The organism is Micromonospora sp. WMMB482 (genome assembly GCF_019038635.1).
Classification (GTDB): Bacteria; Actinomycetota; Actinomycetes; order Mycobacteriales; family Micromonosporaceae; genus Micromonospora; species Micromonospora marina.
Map to the genome: position 1 here is coordinate 5,964,436 of NZ_JAHOPD010000020.1, position 14,008 is coordinate 5,978,443.

Below are 14,008 nucleotides of genomic sequence, written 5' to 3' on the forward strand. Positions count from 1 at the left end.
ACGGAGACGCGGAATGGGTGAGTTGCGCAAGCCGTTCCTGCTGCTGGCCCTGCTCGCGGTGGCGCTCGTGGTCGGCGTGGAGCTGGGCGCGGCGGCACTGACCGGCGGCGGGGACGCGAGCGGCGCGCTGCTTGACAACGCCGCGCAGCTCGGCGTCGAACTGGGCGACGTCGGCGCGGTGTCCGAGCCGTCCGGGCGGGGCATCGGCTACCTGGCGCTGATCGACGTGGTGGCGCTCTGGACGACCGGGCTGTTCTGCCTGAGCCTGGTGCTGCCGGACCGGGTGCAGGGCCGGGTGCAGGGCGTGGCCACGCTCGTCTTCTCGATCGTGCTGCTGCTGGTGTCGCTGGTCCTGCTGATCGTCGCGTTCGTCGAGCTCACGGTGATGGTCTCGCTGTTCCTGGCCCCGCCGTTCGGCACGCTGGCGTACCTCGCGGTGTGGGGGTTCTTCCCGGTCGGCGACGCGGCGGTGCTGCTCGGGCTGGTGCTGCTGCTCAAACTGGTCTGGGCCGCGCTGCTGCTCGCCGCCCAGCCCCGGTTCCTGCGCAACAAGGGCCTCGTCGCGCTGGCGCTGACCACGCTGCTGTGCACTGTGGTGTTGCAGTTCCTGCACGGACTGGTGCCGGTGATCCTGGTCAGCATCCTGGACGACCTGGGTGCCGTGGTGTTCGCCGTGGTGGCACTGATCTGGGCGCTGGTGCTGCTGATCGGGTCGATCCCGGCGATCGTGAAGGCGATCCGGACCACCGCGACCACGTCCGGCCGTACGGTCAGGTGACCGCGTCGCCGGCCGCGAGCGTGGCCAGGCGCGGCAGCTGCTCCGGGTCGGTCAGCGCCGACCCGACCGCCACCACCCGCGCCCCGGCGGCGAGGAAGTCGCCCGCGTTGCCGGCGTCGACGCCGCCGGTGGCCACGAACCGGGCCTCCGGCAGCGGCCCGGCGACCGCCCGGAACCAGGCCGGACCGAGGCTGACCGCCGGGAACGCCTTGAGCCACACCAGGCCGTGGTCGAGCGCCCGCTGCGCCTCGGTCGGGGTGGCCACGCCGGGCAGGTGCGGCACGCCGAGACCGGCCGCCGCGTCGGCGACGGCCAGGTCCAGGCCCGGCGCGACGGTGAACGCCGCTCCGGCCGCCACCGCGTCGTGGACCTGCTCGGGGGTACGCACCGTACCCGCGCCGACGATCCGGTCCCGCCGCCGCCCGGCCGTCACGGCGGCGCGCAGCGCCGGCACCGCCTCCGGGGTACGGATCGGCACCTCCACCACGGCGATGCCGAGCTCCCAGGCCAGCTCGGCCAGCCGGACCGTCTCGCCGGGCGGCAGGTCCCGCAGGATCACCATCACCCGCGCGTCGCCGAACAGGGCCTCGAACTCGTGCCCGCTCATCTCCCGCTCCTTCCCTCGGCCCGTACCGGGGCCTGTTCGGTCCACGCCTCGTCCGGCAGCGCCAGCGCCCGCGCGATCGTGTCCGGGTCCGGCGGCGGGGCGGTGTCGCCCGGCACGGCCAGCACCGGCGCGGCGGTGAGGTGACCCAGCCGCAGGCACGATCGCAGGTCGAGGCCGCGCAGCAGCCCGGAGAGGAACCCGGCGGCGAACGCGTCACCGGCGCCGACCGGTTCCACCACCTCCACCGGCAACGCCGGCACGAACACCGCCGGCCCCTTACGCGGCAGCGCCGTCGCGCCGACCGGTCCGTCCTTGACCACCACCAGCTCCGGGCCGGGCAGCAGGTCACGGACGGCGGCCGGACCGCCCGCCGACCAGAGCACTGCCGCCTCGTCCAGCCCGACCAGCACCATGTCGGCGCGGTCGGCCAGGTCACGCAGGACCGGGCCGGCCCGGTCGGCGGGCCAGAGCGCCGGGCGGTGGTTCACGTCGAAGCTGACCCGCGCGCCCGGCAGCGCACGCCGGGCCAGCGCTGATCCGAGCAGGTCACGGCAGGTGCCGGAGAGCGCGGCGGTGATCCCGGACAGGTGCAGCAGGCGTGCCCCGGCCAGCCCGGGACGCCCGAGATCCGGCGCGTCGAGGCGGCTCGCGGCCGACCCGGCCCGGTGGTAGTGCACCCGGGTGCCGTCCGGCCCCGGATCCTTCAGGTAGAGCCCGGTCGGCGCATCCGGATCGACGGCGACCAGCGAGACGTCCACGCCCACGGCGGCGACCTCGGCCACCACCCGCCGCCCGAACGGGTCGTCCCCGACCCGGCTGACCCACGCCGCCCGGTGCCCGAGCCGGGCCAGCCCGGCCGCCACGTTCGACTCGGCGCCGCCCACGCCGACAGTCAGCCGCGCGGCGTGCTCCAGCGACCCGCCGTCGTCGGGGGCGAGCACCACCATCGTCTCGCCGACGCAGACCACCTCCGGACCGCCCGCCGGGCTCACGGCACCACGTCCAGGCGGGCCGCGATGTCGGCCGGGTCCAGGTGGCCGTCGGCGACCAGCACGCGGTGCCGGTTGTGCCGGGGCCGCCCGGCCGCGACCACGGCCGGGCGGTCGAACGCGTACGCGACGCAGACGCCCGGGTACATGGCGGTGCGCACGAACCACCTGTCACCAGGCCCCAGACCGGTGAACACCAGCGTGTACCCGCCGCCGCCGGGCGCGGTGGCGGACAGCGCCAGCCAGGGCGCGGCCGACCCGTTCACCGCCTCCTCGCCTTCCGCCTCAGCGGTACGCACCAGGGGTTCCCCGTCGGCCGCCGCCCGCCAGAAGAAGCCGCCGTACCCGGCGCCGCCCGGACGGCCGTTCGTGGCCGGGCTGCCCAGGCGCACGTCAGCACCGGCGGCGGTGAGTGTGGCCGACAGGTCGAGCCACCAGGCGTCCGCACCGGCGGCGGTGGCGGTGATCCGCCGGCGCTCGCGCAGCAGCACCCGGCCGTGCCGGTCCCGCCACTCCAGTTCGTGGTCGAGCCGGTCGGCGGCCCGGTCCCGCCAGCCGGTGTGCGCGATGACGCCGTGGTCGTCGCGCCAGGTGTAGCCGGTGCCGCGCACGTACGTCCGGCCGCCCCACAGGTTGACGCCGTCCACGTCCTGCACGGCCAGTGACGCGCCGAGGTGCCAGACGTGGTCGGCCGGGAGCGCGTCGGTGACCGGCGTGCCGGCCCGGGTCCGTACCGGGTGCAGGTAGGGCCGGGGCCCGTGGCGCGGGTCCAGGTCCGGCCGGACCACGTACCGGGCCACCTCGGCGCCGCCCACGACCAGCCGCGGCTCGGCGGTCACGACGGGTCCGGGGCGGTGATCGGGCGGCGGGCGTCCAGCGCGTGCAGCGCGGCGAGGGCGTACCCGCCGAGGATCGGCACCGCCACCGGCGTGACCAGCACGCCCAGCACCACGGCGAGCGCGCAGACACCGGAGGCGGCGGCCCACACGCCGGGACGCTCCGGGCAGGTGCGCGCCACCCGGCGGGCGGCGCCCCGCCAGCCCCGGCCGCCGGTGCGCCCGACCGCGACGGCGACCAGGCCCGCGTACCCGAGCAGGACCGCCACCACGACGGTGGTCAGCGCGAGCGCGGGCCCGCCGCCGGGCACCCGGCCGGTGGCGAGCGCGAGCACGTCGGCGACCAGCAGGGCGGCGGCGGCGAGGACGACGGCGCTCACCGCCGGCCCGGCGGGCAGCGCGCGGCCGAACCGGCGCAGGCTGGTCCGGACGTCGGGCCAGGCGCCGGTGACCGACCGGTCGTGCAACGCCGCGCTGGCGGCGGCGACCGCCGGGGCGAGCGTGAGCACCGGCAGCGCGGCGAGCGCCACGGCGAAGCCGAGCAGCGCCAGGTCGGTCGCCTCGCGCAGCGTGTCCCGCCAGTCGGCACGGGCCGGCACGGCGGTCATCCCTTCAGTCCGCTGGTGTTGATGCCCTCGACGAGCATCCGCTGGAACGCCAGGAAGAACAGGAACACCGGCAGCAGGGAGAGCACCGACATGGCGAACATCGGGCCCACGGCGCTCTGGCTGGTCGAGTCGATGAACAGCGTCAGCGCCACCGGGACGGTGTAGTCCTCCAGGTTGGACAGGAACACCAGCTGGCGGAAGAAGTCGTTCCAGGTCCAGATGAACGAGAAGATCGCCGTGGTGACCAGCGCCGGGCGGCTCAGCGGCAGGATGACGTGCCGGAACACGCCGTACGGGGACGCGCCGTCGATGGTGGCCGCCTCGTCCAGCTCGCGCGGGATGCCGCGCATGAACTGCACCATGAGGAAGACGAAGAACGCCTCGGTGGCGAGGAACTGCGGCACCAGCAGCGGCAGGTACGGCCAGTCGCCGCCGACCAGGCCGAGGCTGCGGAACAGGATGTACTGCGGCACGATCAGCACGTGCCCGGGCAGCAGCAGCGTCCCGATCATGACGGTGAACCACAGCTTGCGCAGCCGGAACCGCAGCCGGCCCAGCGCGTACGCGGCGAGCAGGCAGGACAGCGCGTTGCCGACGACGGTGAGGCCGCTGACCACCGCGCTGTTGAGGAAGAACCGGCCGAAGCTGACGTCGAAGTTGGTCCAGCCGTCGACGAAGTTGCCGGGGGTGAACTCCTCCGGCAGCAGGCCGACGTTGTTGACGATCTCGGCCTGCGACTTGACCGAGGTGCCGAGCATCCAGAACAACGGGTAGAGCACCACCGCGACGATCGCCACGAGCACGACCAGCCGCAGCACGTTCCGGCCGCTGCCCGGCCGGCGGCGGGCGACAGTGAGCGCGGTCATGAGTCGTCTCCGTCCGAGTAGTGCACCCAGAACCGGCCGGTGCTGAAGAAGACGGCGGTGACCACGCCGATCGCCACCAGGAACACCCACGCCATCGCCGAGGCGTAGCCCATCTCCAGGTCGGTGAAGCCGGAGATGTAGAGCTTCAGCGTGTACATCAGGGTGGAGTCGACCGGGCCGCCGGTGCCGTTGCTGAGCACGAACGCGGCGGTGAAGCCCTGGAAGCCGTTGATGGTCTCCAGCACCAGGTTGAAGAAGATCACCGGGGAGAGCATGGGCAGCGTCACCGCGCGGAAGCGCCGCCACGCCCCGGCGCCGTCGACGGCCGCCGCCTCGTACAGCTCGGTGGGCACCTGCTTGAGCCCGGCCAGGAAGATCACCATGGGTGCGCCGAACTGCCAGATCGCCAGCACCATCAGCGTCTCCAGCGCCCAGTCCGGGTCGCTGACCCAGGGCAGCCCCTCGACGCCGAACAGGGCGAGGAACGAGTTGAACGCGCCGTCCCGGTTGAACATGTTGACCCAGACGATGGCCAGCGCGACGCTGCCGCCGAGCAGCGACGGCAGGTAGAACAGGCTGCGGAACAGCCCGACGCCGCGCCAGGCGCGGTTGAGCAGCAGCGCCACCCCGAGCGCGGCGGCCAGCTTCAGCGGCACCGCGATGAGCGCGAACGTCAGCGTGACCCGCACCGCGTGCCAGTACGACGGGTCGGCGGTGAACATCCGCTCGTAGTTGGCCAGCCCGACCCAGCGCACCTCGGACAGCGGGGTGAGGATGTCGTAGTCGGTGAAGCTCAGCCAGAGCGAGAGCAGCATCGGGATCGCCGTGACACCCATCAGTCCGATGAGCCAGGGCGAGAGGAAGACGTACCCGGCCAGGCCCTCGCCGAGCCGGGCCCGGCCGGCCCCGCGCCGCGAGGGGCGGGGGCCGGCCGGTCCGGTACGGGAGGTCCGGCCGGGCACCGTGGTGACAGCCACGGGATCGGTCCTTTCGTGGGGTCAGGCGATCGCGGCTTTGCAGGCGGTGACGAACTGCTCCGCCGCCTGGGCCGGGGTGGCACGGCCGTACTGGGCGTTCTCGGCGGCCTTGACCAGCTCGGACTTGACCTTGCTGTGCCCCTTGATCGGCACCTGGGGCGAGGCGCCGAACTTCTGCGCCAGCTCGGACTCGACCTGGATGGACTGCTTCATGGCCGGGTCGGTGGCGGTCTCGCTGACCTTGGCGCGCAGGTCCATGTTCGACGGCAGGCCCCGGTCGGTGCCGAGCAGCGCGACCGCCTCCGGGTCGTTGTTCAAGAAGTTGATCACGTCGACGGCGACGTCCTTGTGCTTGCTGCCCTTGAACACCGACCAGTACATCGAGGCCCGCGCCCACTGCGCGCTGGGGTCACCCGGGTACGCGACCACGCCCAGCTCGTCCTTGGTGTTCTTCTTCAGGTCCGGCATCTGGTTGACCCACACCCAGGAGGTGGCCGCCTTGCCGGTGACCACGAGCTGCTTGGTGACGTCGCTGGCGTTGCCCTCGTGGATGACGTCCGGGGTCGGGGTGGCGCCCCGGTCGCGGGCGCCCTTCCACAGCTCGAACCACTTTGTCACGTCCTCGGCGGTGAAGCCGAGTTCCTTGCCCTGGTACAGGTCCTTGCCCTGCTGGCGCAGCCAGACCCAGAGCGCCTTGTAGTCGGCGCTCGGGTCCTGGGTGCCGGGGATCTTCGTCTTCTTCGCCACCTGCTCGGCCCAGGCGATGTGCTCCTCCCAGCTCATCCCGGTGGTCGGCTCGGGCAGCCCGTTCTTGGTCAACAGCGTCTTGTTGTAGACCAGGCCCTGGGTGTTCTCCCCGGCGGCCACCCCGGCGAGCTTGCCGTCGACCACGCCGTACTCCAGCAGGCTCTTGGGGAACTTCGACACGTCGAGCTTGCCGGAGTCGCGGTAGCTGCCCAGGTCGAGCGTGGTGCTGCGGCCGGCGTACTCGGCCAGGTAGTTGTCGTCGATCTGGAACAGGTCCGGCGGGTTGCCGCCGGCGGTCAGCGTGGCGAGCTTGTCGAAGTAGCCCTGGTTGGCCTGCCAGGTCTTCTCGAACGTCACGTCCGGGTGCTTCTTGGTGTAGAGGGCCAGGGCGTCCTCGGTGAGCTTCGCCCGGGCCTCACCGCCCCACCAGAAGACGGACAGTTTGACCGGGCCGCCGTCGCCACCGGCGGAGTCGTCGCCGCAGCCGGCCGCGCCCAGGGCGAGGGGTACGGCGAGCGCGACGGCGGCCAGGCCGCGGACGAGTCGGCGTCGGGTCAGGGGGGTACGGTGATCCCGCCCGGCGGGTGCGCCGGCGGTGGGGGACGTTGCGGGGTGCATCTGCGCTCACTCCTCGGCTGTGGGAGGCGACGACGTCACCGGCGGCCGTCCACGGGTCGCCCGGGTCCGCAGTGCTGTGCGGGCCCGGGCCACCTGCTCAGGCCCCGGTGCCGTCCCGGCCGGGCTCGGGGACGGGCCCGGTCGAGTCACGGACGACCAGTTCGGTCTGGAGCATTACCTGTGCGGTGGTGCGACGGTCGCCGGACGCCGTGCCCCGGCCCCGGGCGCCACGCGGCGCGTCGGAGTCCAGTTGCAGCAGCATGTCGACGGCCGTCCGGCCGGCGGCCGCGGTCGGCGTGGCCACCGTCGTCAACTTGGGGCGGGTGAGCCGGCTCAGCGCGATGTCGTCGACGCCGACGACGCTGACGTCGTGCGGCACCCGCGCCCCGAGCGCGTCCAGCCCTTCGATCAGGCCGATCGCCATCAGGTCGTTGTAGGCGAGCACGGCGGTGACGCCGCTGCGGCGTACCTGTTCGGCGAGCGCGCCGCCACCGGTCTCGGTGGGCTGGTTGGGTCCGAGGACGGTCAGGTCCGCGCCCCCGCCCCGGGCGGCGGCGGTCGCGGCGCGGCGCATCTCCCGGGCGGTCCAGGAGCCGCGCGGACCGCCGAGCAGCGCGATCCGGCGGTGACCGAGCCCGAGCAGGTGCTCGATCGCGGCCCGGGCGCCCTGACCGACGTCCATCATCACGCAGGGCAGCCCGGCGACCTGGCGGTTTATCACCACCACCGGGACCTCGCGGCTGACCTGCTCGATCAGGCTGTTGCTCATCCGGGGGCTGCACAGCAGCACGCCGTCGACCTGCTTGGCCAGGGCGTGGACCAGGTCCTCCTCGGCGACCGGGTCCTCGTTGGTGTCGGCCACGAACACGTGGTAGTCGCGGTGCCGGGCCTGCCCCTCCGCCGCCTTGATCAGCGGCGGGAAGAACGGGTTGGCGATGTCGGCCACGATCAGGCCGATGTTGTGCGTACGGCCGGTGATGAGGGCCCGGGCGGCCCGGTTGGGCCGGTAGCCGAGGTCCTCCGCGCAGGCCAGCACCCGGACCCGGGTCTCCGGGTTGACCAGGTGCGGGGCCGAGAACGTACGGGACACGGTGGAGATGTGCACACCGGAGGCGCGGGCGACGTCCCGGATGGTGGCTGGCACGGCGGGCTCCCTCGTCCGATGTGGTGGGGGTCACGGGTGCCGCCCATTAATGCAAACGGTTGCGCTCGTGTCAACGGTCCATTGTTGCGACTCGATTGCGCCGGCGTTCCGCCCGCGTGCAGGAATGCGCATCAATGCGGATGGATGGGGCGGCTTGGGCGGCAACCGTTGACGGCGTATCCATCGTCGTGGTTTCTTCGCTGCAAACCTTTGCAGCCGACTGCCGGGGAGGCCGACGTCATGTCACCACCGGCCCGGGAACGGGTCCGCCACGCCCTGGTGGGTGCCGGAGCACGCGCCGAGATGTTCGTCCGCGCGCTGGCCCTCGACCACGCCGACACCGCCGAGCTGGTCGCGCTCGCCGACGTCAACCAGAGGAGGATGGACGCGCACAACCGCTGGCTGGCCGAGCTGGGCCACCCGCCGGTGCCCGCGTACGCCGCCGCCGACTTCGCCACCATGCTGGCGAAGGAACGCGTCGACGTGGTGCTGGTGACCAGCGTGGACGCCACCCACGACGAGTACGTGACGGCGGCGCTGCGGGCCGGCTGCGACGTGGTCGTGGAGAAGCCGATGACAGTCGACGCCGCGGGCTGCCGGCGCATCCTCGACGCGGTCGCCGAGACCGGCCGGCGCGTCACCGTCGCCTTCAACTACCGCTACAACCCGCTGCACGAGCAGTTCCGGCGGCTGCTGGCCGACGGCGCGGTGGGCGAGATCGGTTCGGTGCACTTCGAGTGGCTGCTCGACGTGCGCCACGGCGCCGACTACTTCCGCCGCTGGCACCGGGACAAGTCCGTCTCCGGCGGCCTGCTGGTGCACAAGTCCGGCCACCACTTCGACCTGGTCAACTGGTGGCTGGACGCCCGCCCGGTCGAGGTGCACGCGTACGGCCGGCTGTTCTTCTACGGCGCGGACGGCCGCCGGCACGGCTACGCCCGCGACTACGACCGGGCGCACGGCTCCCCCGCCGCCGACGGCGACCCGTTCGCGCTGCGGATGGCCGACCACCCGAGGCTGCGTGAGCTGTACCTCGACGCCGAGGCCGAGGACGGCTACCACCGTGACCGCAACGTCTTCGCCCCCGGCGTCACCATCGAGGACGACCTGGCGGTGCTGGCCCGCTACGACACCGGCGCCACGATGACCTACCACCTGACCGCGTACGCCCCCTGGGAGGGCTACCGCGTGATGGTCAACGGCAGCCGGGGCCGCCTCGAACTGGAGGTGACCGAGAGCGACCACGTCAGCCCGGCCGTCGCCGGGGCGCTCAAGGGCGCGGCGCTGCACGGCGACGAGGCCGCCGTCGAGCAGGGTGCGGCCCGGCTCACGCTGCGCCCGTTCTGGGCGCCGCCGGTGGAGATCCCGGTCGAGGGCTGGACCCGGCGCGGGCACGGCGGCGCGGACGCCCGGATGACCCGGGTGCTGCTCGGCGGCGAACCCGACCCGCTCGGCCGGGCCGCCACCGCCCGGGACGGCGCGCTGGCGCTGCTCACCGGCCTGGCCGCCAACCGTTCGCTGGAGACCGGCGCGCCCGTCCGGGTCGCCGACCTGCTCACCCTGCCCTGACCGAGGAGCCCTCGCTGTGCCGATCATCTCCCGCGGCGACCTGCTGCTGCCCGCCGAGCCCGGGCTGCGCGCCCTGGCCCGCGAGCTGTACGCGCTCGCCGCCGAGCAGCCGATCATCTCCCCGCACGGGCACGTCGACCCCGGCCTGTTGGCCGAGGACCAGCCGTTCCCCGACCCGGCCCGGCTGCTGATCGTGCCCGACCACTACCTGACCCGGATGCTGCTCAGCCAGGGCGTGCCCCCGGCCGACCTGGGTGTGCCCAGCGTCGACGGCAGCCCGGTGGAGACCGACGGACGGACCATCTGGCGACGTTTCGCCGCGCACTGGCACCTGTTCCGCGGCACCCCGTCGCGGCTCTGGCTGGAGCAGACGTTCCGGCACGTGTTCGGCGTCGACACGCCGCTGGGCCCGGCCACCGCCGACGCCGTCTACGACGCGCTCGCCGCGCGCCTGGCCGAACCGGGGTTCCGGCCCCGGGCGCTGTTCGAGCGCTTCGGCATCGAGGTGCTCGCCACCACCGAGTCGCCGCTGGACGACCTGGGCCGGCACGCCAAGCTCGCCGTCGACGGCTGGGGCGGGCCGGGCGGGCGGGTGGTCACCACGTTCCGCCCGGACGACGTGGTGGACATGGAGTTCGACGGCTGGGCGGCGAACGTGGACCGGCTCGCCGAGGTGTCCGGGGAGGACACCGGCACGTACGCCGGATACCTGGCCGCGCTGCGGGCACGGCGGGCGGCGTTCGCCGCCGCCGGGGCCACCTCCACCGACCACGGGCACCCGACCGCCCGTACCCTCGATCTCGGCCCGGCGCGGGCCGCGGCGCTGTACGACAAGGGCCGGCGCGGCCTGGCCGACGCGGGCGACGCCGAGGCGTTCCGGGCCCACATGCTGCTGGAGTTCGCCCGGATGTCGCTCGACGACGGCCTGGTCATGCAGCTGCACCCCGGCGCGGTCCGCAACCACAACCGCTGGCTGCACGCCCGGCACGGCCGCGACGTGGGCGGCGACGTGCCGCAGGCCACCGAGTACGTGCACGGCCTCGCCCCGCTGCTCGACGCGCACGGCAACGACCCCCGGCTCACGGTGGTGCTCTACACGCTCGACGAGGACACGTTCACCAGGGAACTCGCGCCCCTGGCGGGCGGGTACGCGGCGCTGCGCCTCGGCGCGCCCTGGTGGTTCCTGGACTCCCCCGAGGTGCTGCGCCGGTTCCGGGAGGCGGTCACCGAGACCGCCGGCTTCTACAACACCGCCGGGTTCGTCGACGACACCCGCGCGTTCTGTTCCATCCCGGTACGCCACGACGTGGCCCGCCGGGTCGACGCCGGCTTCCTCGCCCGCCTCGTCGCCGAGCACCGGCTGACCGGGGACGAGGCCGCCGAGACCATCGTCGACCTGGCGTACCGGCTGCCGAAGCAGGTCTTCAAGTTCGGAGGTGGGCCCGCATGACCACAATCGTCGACGTCGAGGTGCACGACGTCCGTTTCCCCACGGCGGCCAGCGGCGACGGCTCGGACGCGATCAACAGGGGCGACTACTCGGCCACGTACGTGGAGCTGACCACCGACGGCGGCCCGACCGGCGCCGGGTTCACCTTCACCAACGGCCGGGGCAACGAGATCACCTGCGCGGCGGTACGCGCGCTCGCCCACCACGTCCGGGGCCGTACCGTCGCCGAGATCGCCGCCGAACCTGTCGCGTTCTGGCGCTCGCTCACCGCGGACGTGCAACTGCGCTGGCTCGGCCCGGAGAAGGGCGTCATCCACATGGCCACCGGAGCGCTGGTCAACGCGGTCTGGGACCTGCGCGCCAAGCTCGCCGGCAAGCCGTTGTGGCGGTTCCTCGCCGAGGCGCCCACCGACGAGCTGGTGGCGACTGTCGACTTCCACCACATCACCGACGCGCTCACCCGTGACGAGGCGGCGGCCATCCTGGACAAGGGACGGGACGGGCTCGCCGACCGGCTCGCCGGGCTGGAACGCGACGGGTTCCCCTCGTACACCACCTCGGTCGGCTGGCTCGGCTACCCGGACGAGCAGGTCCGCGCGCTGACCCGCGAGGCGTACGCCTCAGGGTGGCGCGCGATGAAGATGAAGGTCGGCGGGCGGATCGAGGACGACCTGCGGCGGGCCCGGATCATCCGGGCCGAGATCGGCCCGGACGCGCTGCTGATGATGGACGCCAACCAGGTGTGGGACGTGGACGAGGCGATCGCCGCGATGGGCGTGCTCGCCGCTGTCGACCCGTACTGGATCGAGGAGCCCACGCACGCCGACGACGTGCTCGGGCACGCCCGGATCGCCCGCGCGGTGACCGAGCTGACCGGCGGCCGCTGCCGGGTCGCCACCGGCGAGGTCGCCGCCAACCGGGTCATCTTCAAGCAGCTGCTCCAGGCCGAGGCCATCGGCGTGATGCAGGTCGACGCGTGCCGCGTCGGCGGCGTGGACGAGGTGCTCGCCGAACTGCTGCTCGCCGCGAAGTTCGGCGTGCCGGTGTGCCCGCACGCCGGTGGCGTCGGCCTCTGCGAGTACGTGCAGCACCTCGCGATCTTCGACTACCTGCGGGTCGGCACCAGCCTCGACGGCCGCATGGTCGAGTACGTCGACCACCTGCACGAACACTTCACCGACCCGGTCCGCACCCGGGGCGGGCGCTACCTGCTGCCCACCGCGCCCGGCTACAGCTCCACCATGCGCGAGGAGTCGATCGCGCGGTTCCGCTTCCCGGACGGCCCGGCATGGCGCTGACCACCGACCGGCTCGGCCTGGCCACGCTGCGCTGCCTGCCGCAGGAGTCCCGGCCGCTGCTGCGCCCCGGCACGGTGCCGGCCGGCATCGTCCACCTCGGCGTCGGTGCGTTCCACCGCGCCCACCAGGCCGTGCACACCGAGGCGGCGGTCGGCGCGGCCGGCGGCGACTGGGGCATCATCGGCGTCGCGCCGCGCAGCACCGGCGTGGTCGACGCCCTGGCCGCGCAGGACTGCCTGTTCAGCGTCACCGCGCTCGCCGCCGAGGGCGCGGCCACCCGGGTGGTCGGCGCGCTCGCCGGGGTACGGCACGCCGCGAGCGATCCGGACGCGGTGGCCGGCCTGCTCGCCGACCCGGCGATCCGGGTGGTCACGCTGACGGTGACCGAGAAGGCGTACCGGCTGGATCCGGTCACCGCAGCGGTCACAGTGGACGCGGACCTGACCGCCGACCTGACCACCGGCCGTCCCCCGCGTACCGTGCCCGGCCTGCTGGTGCGCGGGCTGCTCGCCCGCGCCGCCGCCGACGCCGGGCCGATCGCGCTGGTGAGCTGCGACAACCTGCCGTCCAACGGGCGGCGGCTGCGCGGGCTGGTGGAGCAGTGCCTCGCGCTGGCCCGGGTGCCGGACGCGACGGCCGAGCGGGTGCTGACAGCGGTGACCTGCCCCGGCACCATGGTCGACCGGATCGTGCCGGCCAGCACCGACGCCACGCGGGACACCGCGCGGCGGGCGCTGGGCGTGACCGACCTGGCGGCGGTCGCCGCCGAACCGTGGTCGCAGTGGGTGATCGAGGACGACTTCCCCGGCGGCCGCCCGGCCTGGGAACGCTCCGGCGCGATCCTCACCGGCGACGCCGGCCCGTGGGAGCGGCTGAAACTGCGGGCGCTCAACGGCGTGCACTCGGCCACCGCGTACCTGGGCGCGCTCGCCGGCGCGGAGACGGTGGCCGAGGCGCTGACGCTGCCACACCTGGAGGCGGTGCTGCGGCGGCTGGTCACCGAGGAGATCGCGCCGAGCTTCACCCCGCCGCCCGGCGTCGACGTGGCCGACTACGGCGAGCAGGTGCTCGCCCGCTTCGGCAACCCGACGATCCGCCACCGCACGTGGCAGGTCGCCATGGACGGCTCGCAGAAGCTGCCGCAGCGGGTGCTGCACACCGTCGCCGACCTGCGCGCGGCCGGCCGGTCGGCGCGGTGGAGCGCGCTCGTCGTGGCCGCGTGGCTGCGGTTCCTGCTCGGGTACGCCGACGACGGCCGGCCGCTGCCGCTGGACGACCCGCTCGCGGACCGGCTGCGCGCCGCGCTGGCCGCCGGGGCGCACACCCCGGCCGGGGTGGTGGACGCGGTCTTCGCGCTGCGCGAGGTGTTCCCGGCCGGCCTGGCCGCCGACGACGAGTTCCGCGCCGACGTGACCGGCTGGCTCACCGCGCTGGAACGGCACGGCGTCCGGGCCACGCTCGCGGACGCCCGGTGACCGGCGGCATGCCGGGGACGCCCGGCGGGCGGCGACCGGCCGGGGG

The 14,008-nt window shown here is 74.0% G+C and carries 13 protein-coding genes; 5 read left to right on the top strand and 8 right to left on the bottom strand.

Annotation, left to right across the window (positions count from 1 at the left end; genetic code table 11):
- Window positions 1–13 precede the first annotated feature (13 nt).
- A complete protein-coding gene (locus KSK32_RS29125; protein ID WP_216934537.1) occupies window positions 14–778 on the top strand; it encodes a hypothetical protein in 765 nt (254 codons plus the stop codon).
- Here KSK32_RS29125 and KSK32_RS29130 read toward each other — a convergent pair.
- The 8 genes from KSK32_RS29130 to KSK32_RS29165 form a co-directional block, all read right to left on the bottom strand.
- The gene (locus tag KSK32_RS29130) at window positions 771–1,385 is read right to left on the bottom strand and encodes a bifunctional 4-hydroxy-2-oxoglutarate aldolase/2-dehydro-3-deoxy-phosphogluconate aldolase (RefSeq protein ID WP_216934539.1); all 615 of its coding nucleotides are present in this window, start codon (window positions 1,383–1,385) and stop codon (window positions 771–773) included. The genes KSK32_RS29125 and KSK32_RS29130 overlap by 8 nt on opposite strands.
- Window positions 1,382–2,377: a sugar kinase gene (locus KSK32_RS29135; protein ID WP_216934541.1), complete on the bottom strand. Its 996-nt coding sequence runs from the start codon at window positions 2,375–2,377 to the stop codon at window positions 1,382–1,384. Before KSK32_RS29135 ends, KSK32_RS29130 begins: the two co-directional genes overlap by 4 nt.
- Window positions 2,374–3,213 (bottom strand): PmoA family protein, encoded by an 840-nt coding sequence (locus KSK32_RS29140; protein WP_216934543.1) that lies wholly within the window; start codon window positions 3,211–3,213, stop codon window positions 2,374–2,376. The genes KSK32_RS29135 and KSK32_RS29140 overlap by 4 nt, the downstream gene beginning before the upstream one ends.
- The gene (locus KSK32_RS29145) at window positions 3,210–3,818 is read right to left on the bottom strand and encodes a hypothetical protein (protein ID WP_216934545.1); all 609 of its coding nucleotides are present in this window, start codon (window positions 3,816–3,818) and stop codon (window positions 3,210–3,212) included. The genes KSK32_RS29140 and KSK32_RS29145 overlap by 4 nt, the downstream gene beginning before the upstream one ends.
- The gene (locus KSK32_RS29150; protein WP_216934546.1) at window positions 3,815–4,684 is read right to left on the bottom strand and encodes a carbohydrate ABC transporter permease; all 870 of its coding nucleotides are present in this window, start codon (window positions 4,682–4,684) and stop codon (window positions 3,815–3,817) included. Before KSK32_RS29150 ends, KSK32_RS29145 begins: the two co-directional genes overlap by 4 nt.
- Complete coding sequence (locus tag KSK32_RS29155) at window positions 4,681–5,661, bottom strand: carbohydrate ABC transporter permease (RefSeq protein WP_216934548.1); 981 nt, start codon at window positions 5,659–5,661, stop codon at window positions 4,681–4,683. Before KSK32_RS29155 ends, KSK32_RS29150 begins: the two co-directional genes overlap by 4 nt.
- 21 nt (window positions 5,662–5,682) lie before the next feature.
- Window positions 5,683–7,026, bottom strand: a complete 1,344-nt coding sequence (locus tag KSK32_RS29160; protein ID WP_216934551.1) for an ABC transporter substrate-binding protein — start codon at window positions 7,024–7,026, stop codon at window positions 5,683–5,685.
- A 97-nt stretch (window positions 7,027–7,123) separates the two neighbouring features.
- Window positions 7,124–8,170 carry a LacI family DNA-binding transcriptional regulator gene (locus KSK32_RS29165; RefSeq protein ID WP_216934553.1) on the bottom strand — a complete coding sequence of 349 codons (1,047 nt, stop codon included), beginning with the start codon at window positions 8,168–8,170 and terminating at the stop codon, window positions 7,124–7,126.
- Between the two features lie 240 nt (window positions 8,171–8,410).
- Between KSK32_RS29165 and KSK32_RS29170 the strand changes: the two genes are divergently transcribed.
- From KSK32_RS29170 to KSK32_RS29185, 4 genes are read left to right on the top strand one after another with little or no spacing between them, the layout of a single operon-like run.
- Window positions 8,411–9,739, top strand: coding sequence for a Gfo/Idh/MocA family protein (locus KSK32_RS29170; RefSeq protein ID WP_216934555.1), 1,329 nt, complete (start codon window positions 8,411–8,413; stop codon window positions 9,737–9,739).
- A gap of 16 nt (window positions 9,740–9,755) precedes the next feature.
- The gene (gene uxaC, locus KSK32_RS29175; RefSeq protein ID WP_216934557.1) at window positions 9,756–11,189 is read left to right on the top strand and encodes a glucuronate isomerase; all 1,434 of its coding nucleotides are present in this window, start codon (window positions 9,756–9,758) and stop codon (window positions 11,187–11,189) included.
- Window positions 11,186–12,487, top strand: coding sequence for an enolase C-terminal domain-like protein (locus KSK32_RS29180; protein ID WP_216934558.1), 1,302 nt, complete (start codon window positions 11,186–11,188; stop codon window positions 12,485–12,487). Before uxaC ends, KSK32_RS29180 begins: the two co-directional genes overlap by 4 nt.
- Window positions 12,478–13,962, top strand: coding sequence for a mannitol dehydrogenase family protein (locus KSK32_RS29185; RefSeq protein WP_216934560.1), 1,485 nt, complete (start codon window positions 12,478–12,480; stop codon window positions 13,960–13,962). The genes KSK32_RS29180 and KSK32_RS29185 overlap by 10 nt, the downstream gene beginning before the upstream one ends.
- Window positions 13,963–14,008: the final 46 nt, after the last annotated feature.

Coding starts and splice junctions, on each gene's coding strand:
- KSK32_RS29125 (WP_216934537.1), top strand. CDS start 14: ATGGGTGAGTTGCGCAAGCCGTTCCTGCTGCTGGCCCTGCTCGCGGTG.
- KSK32_RS29130 (WP_216934539.1), bottom strand. CDS start 1,385: ATGAGCGGGCACGAGTTCGAGGCCCTGTTCGGCGACGCGCGGGTGATG.
- KSK32_RS29145 (WP_216934545.1), bottom strand. CDS start 3,818: ATGACCGCCGTGCCGGCCCGTGCCGACTGGCGGGACACGCTGCGCGAG.
- KSK32_RS29150 (WP_216934546.1), bottom strand. CDS start 4,684: ATGACCGCGCTCACTGTCGCCCGCCGCCGGCCGGGCAGCGGCCGGAAC.
- KSK32_RS29160 (WP_216934551.1), bottom strand. CDS start 7,026: ATGCACCCCGCAACGTCCCCCACCGCCGGCGCACCCGCCGGGCGGGAT.
- KSK32_RS29170 (WP_216934555.1), top strand. CDS start 8,411: ATGTCACCACCGGCCCGGGAACGGGTCCGCCACGCCCTGGTGGGTGCC.
- KSK32_RS29180 (WP_216934558.1), top strand. CDS start 11,186: ATGACCACAATCGTCGACGTCGAGGTGCACGACGTCCGTTTCCCCACG.
- KSK32_RS29185 (WP_216934560.1), top strand. CDS start 12,478: ATGGCGCTGACCACCGACCGGCTCGGCCTGGCCACGCTGCGCTGCCTG.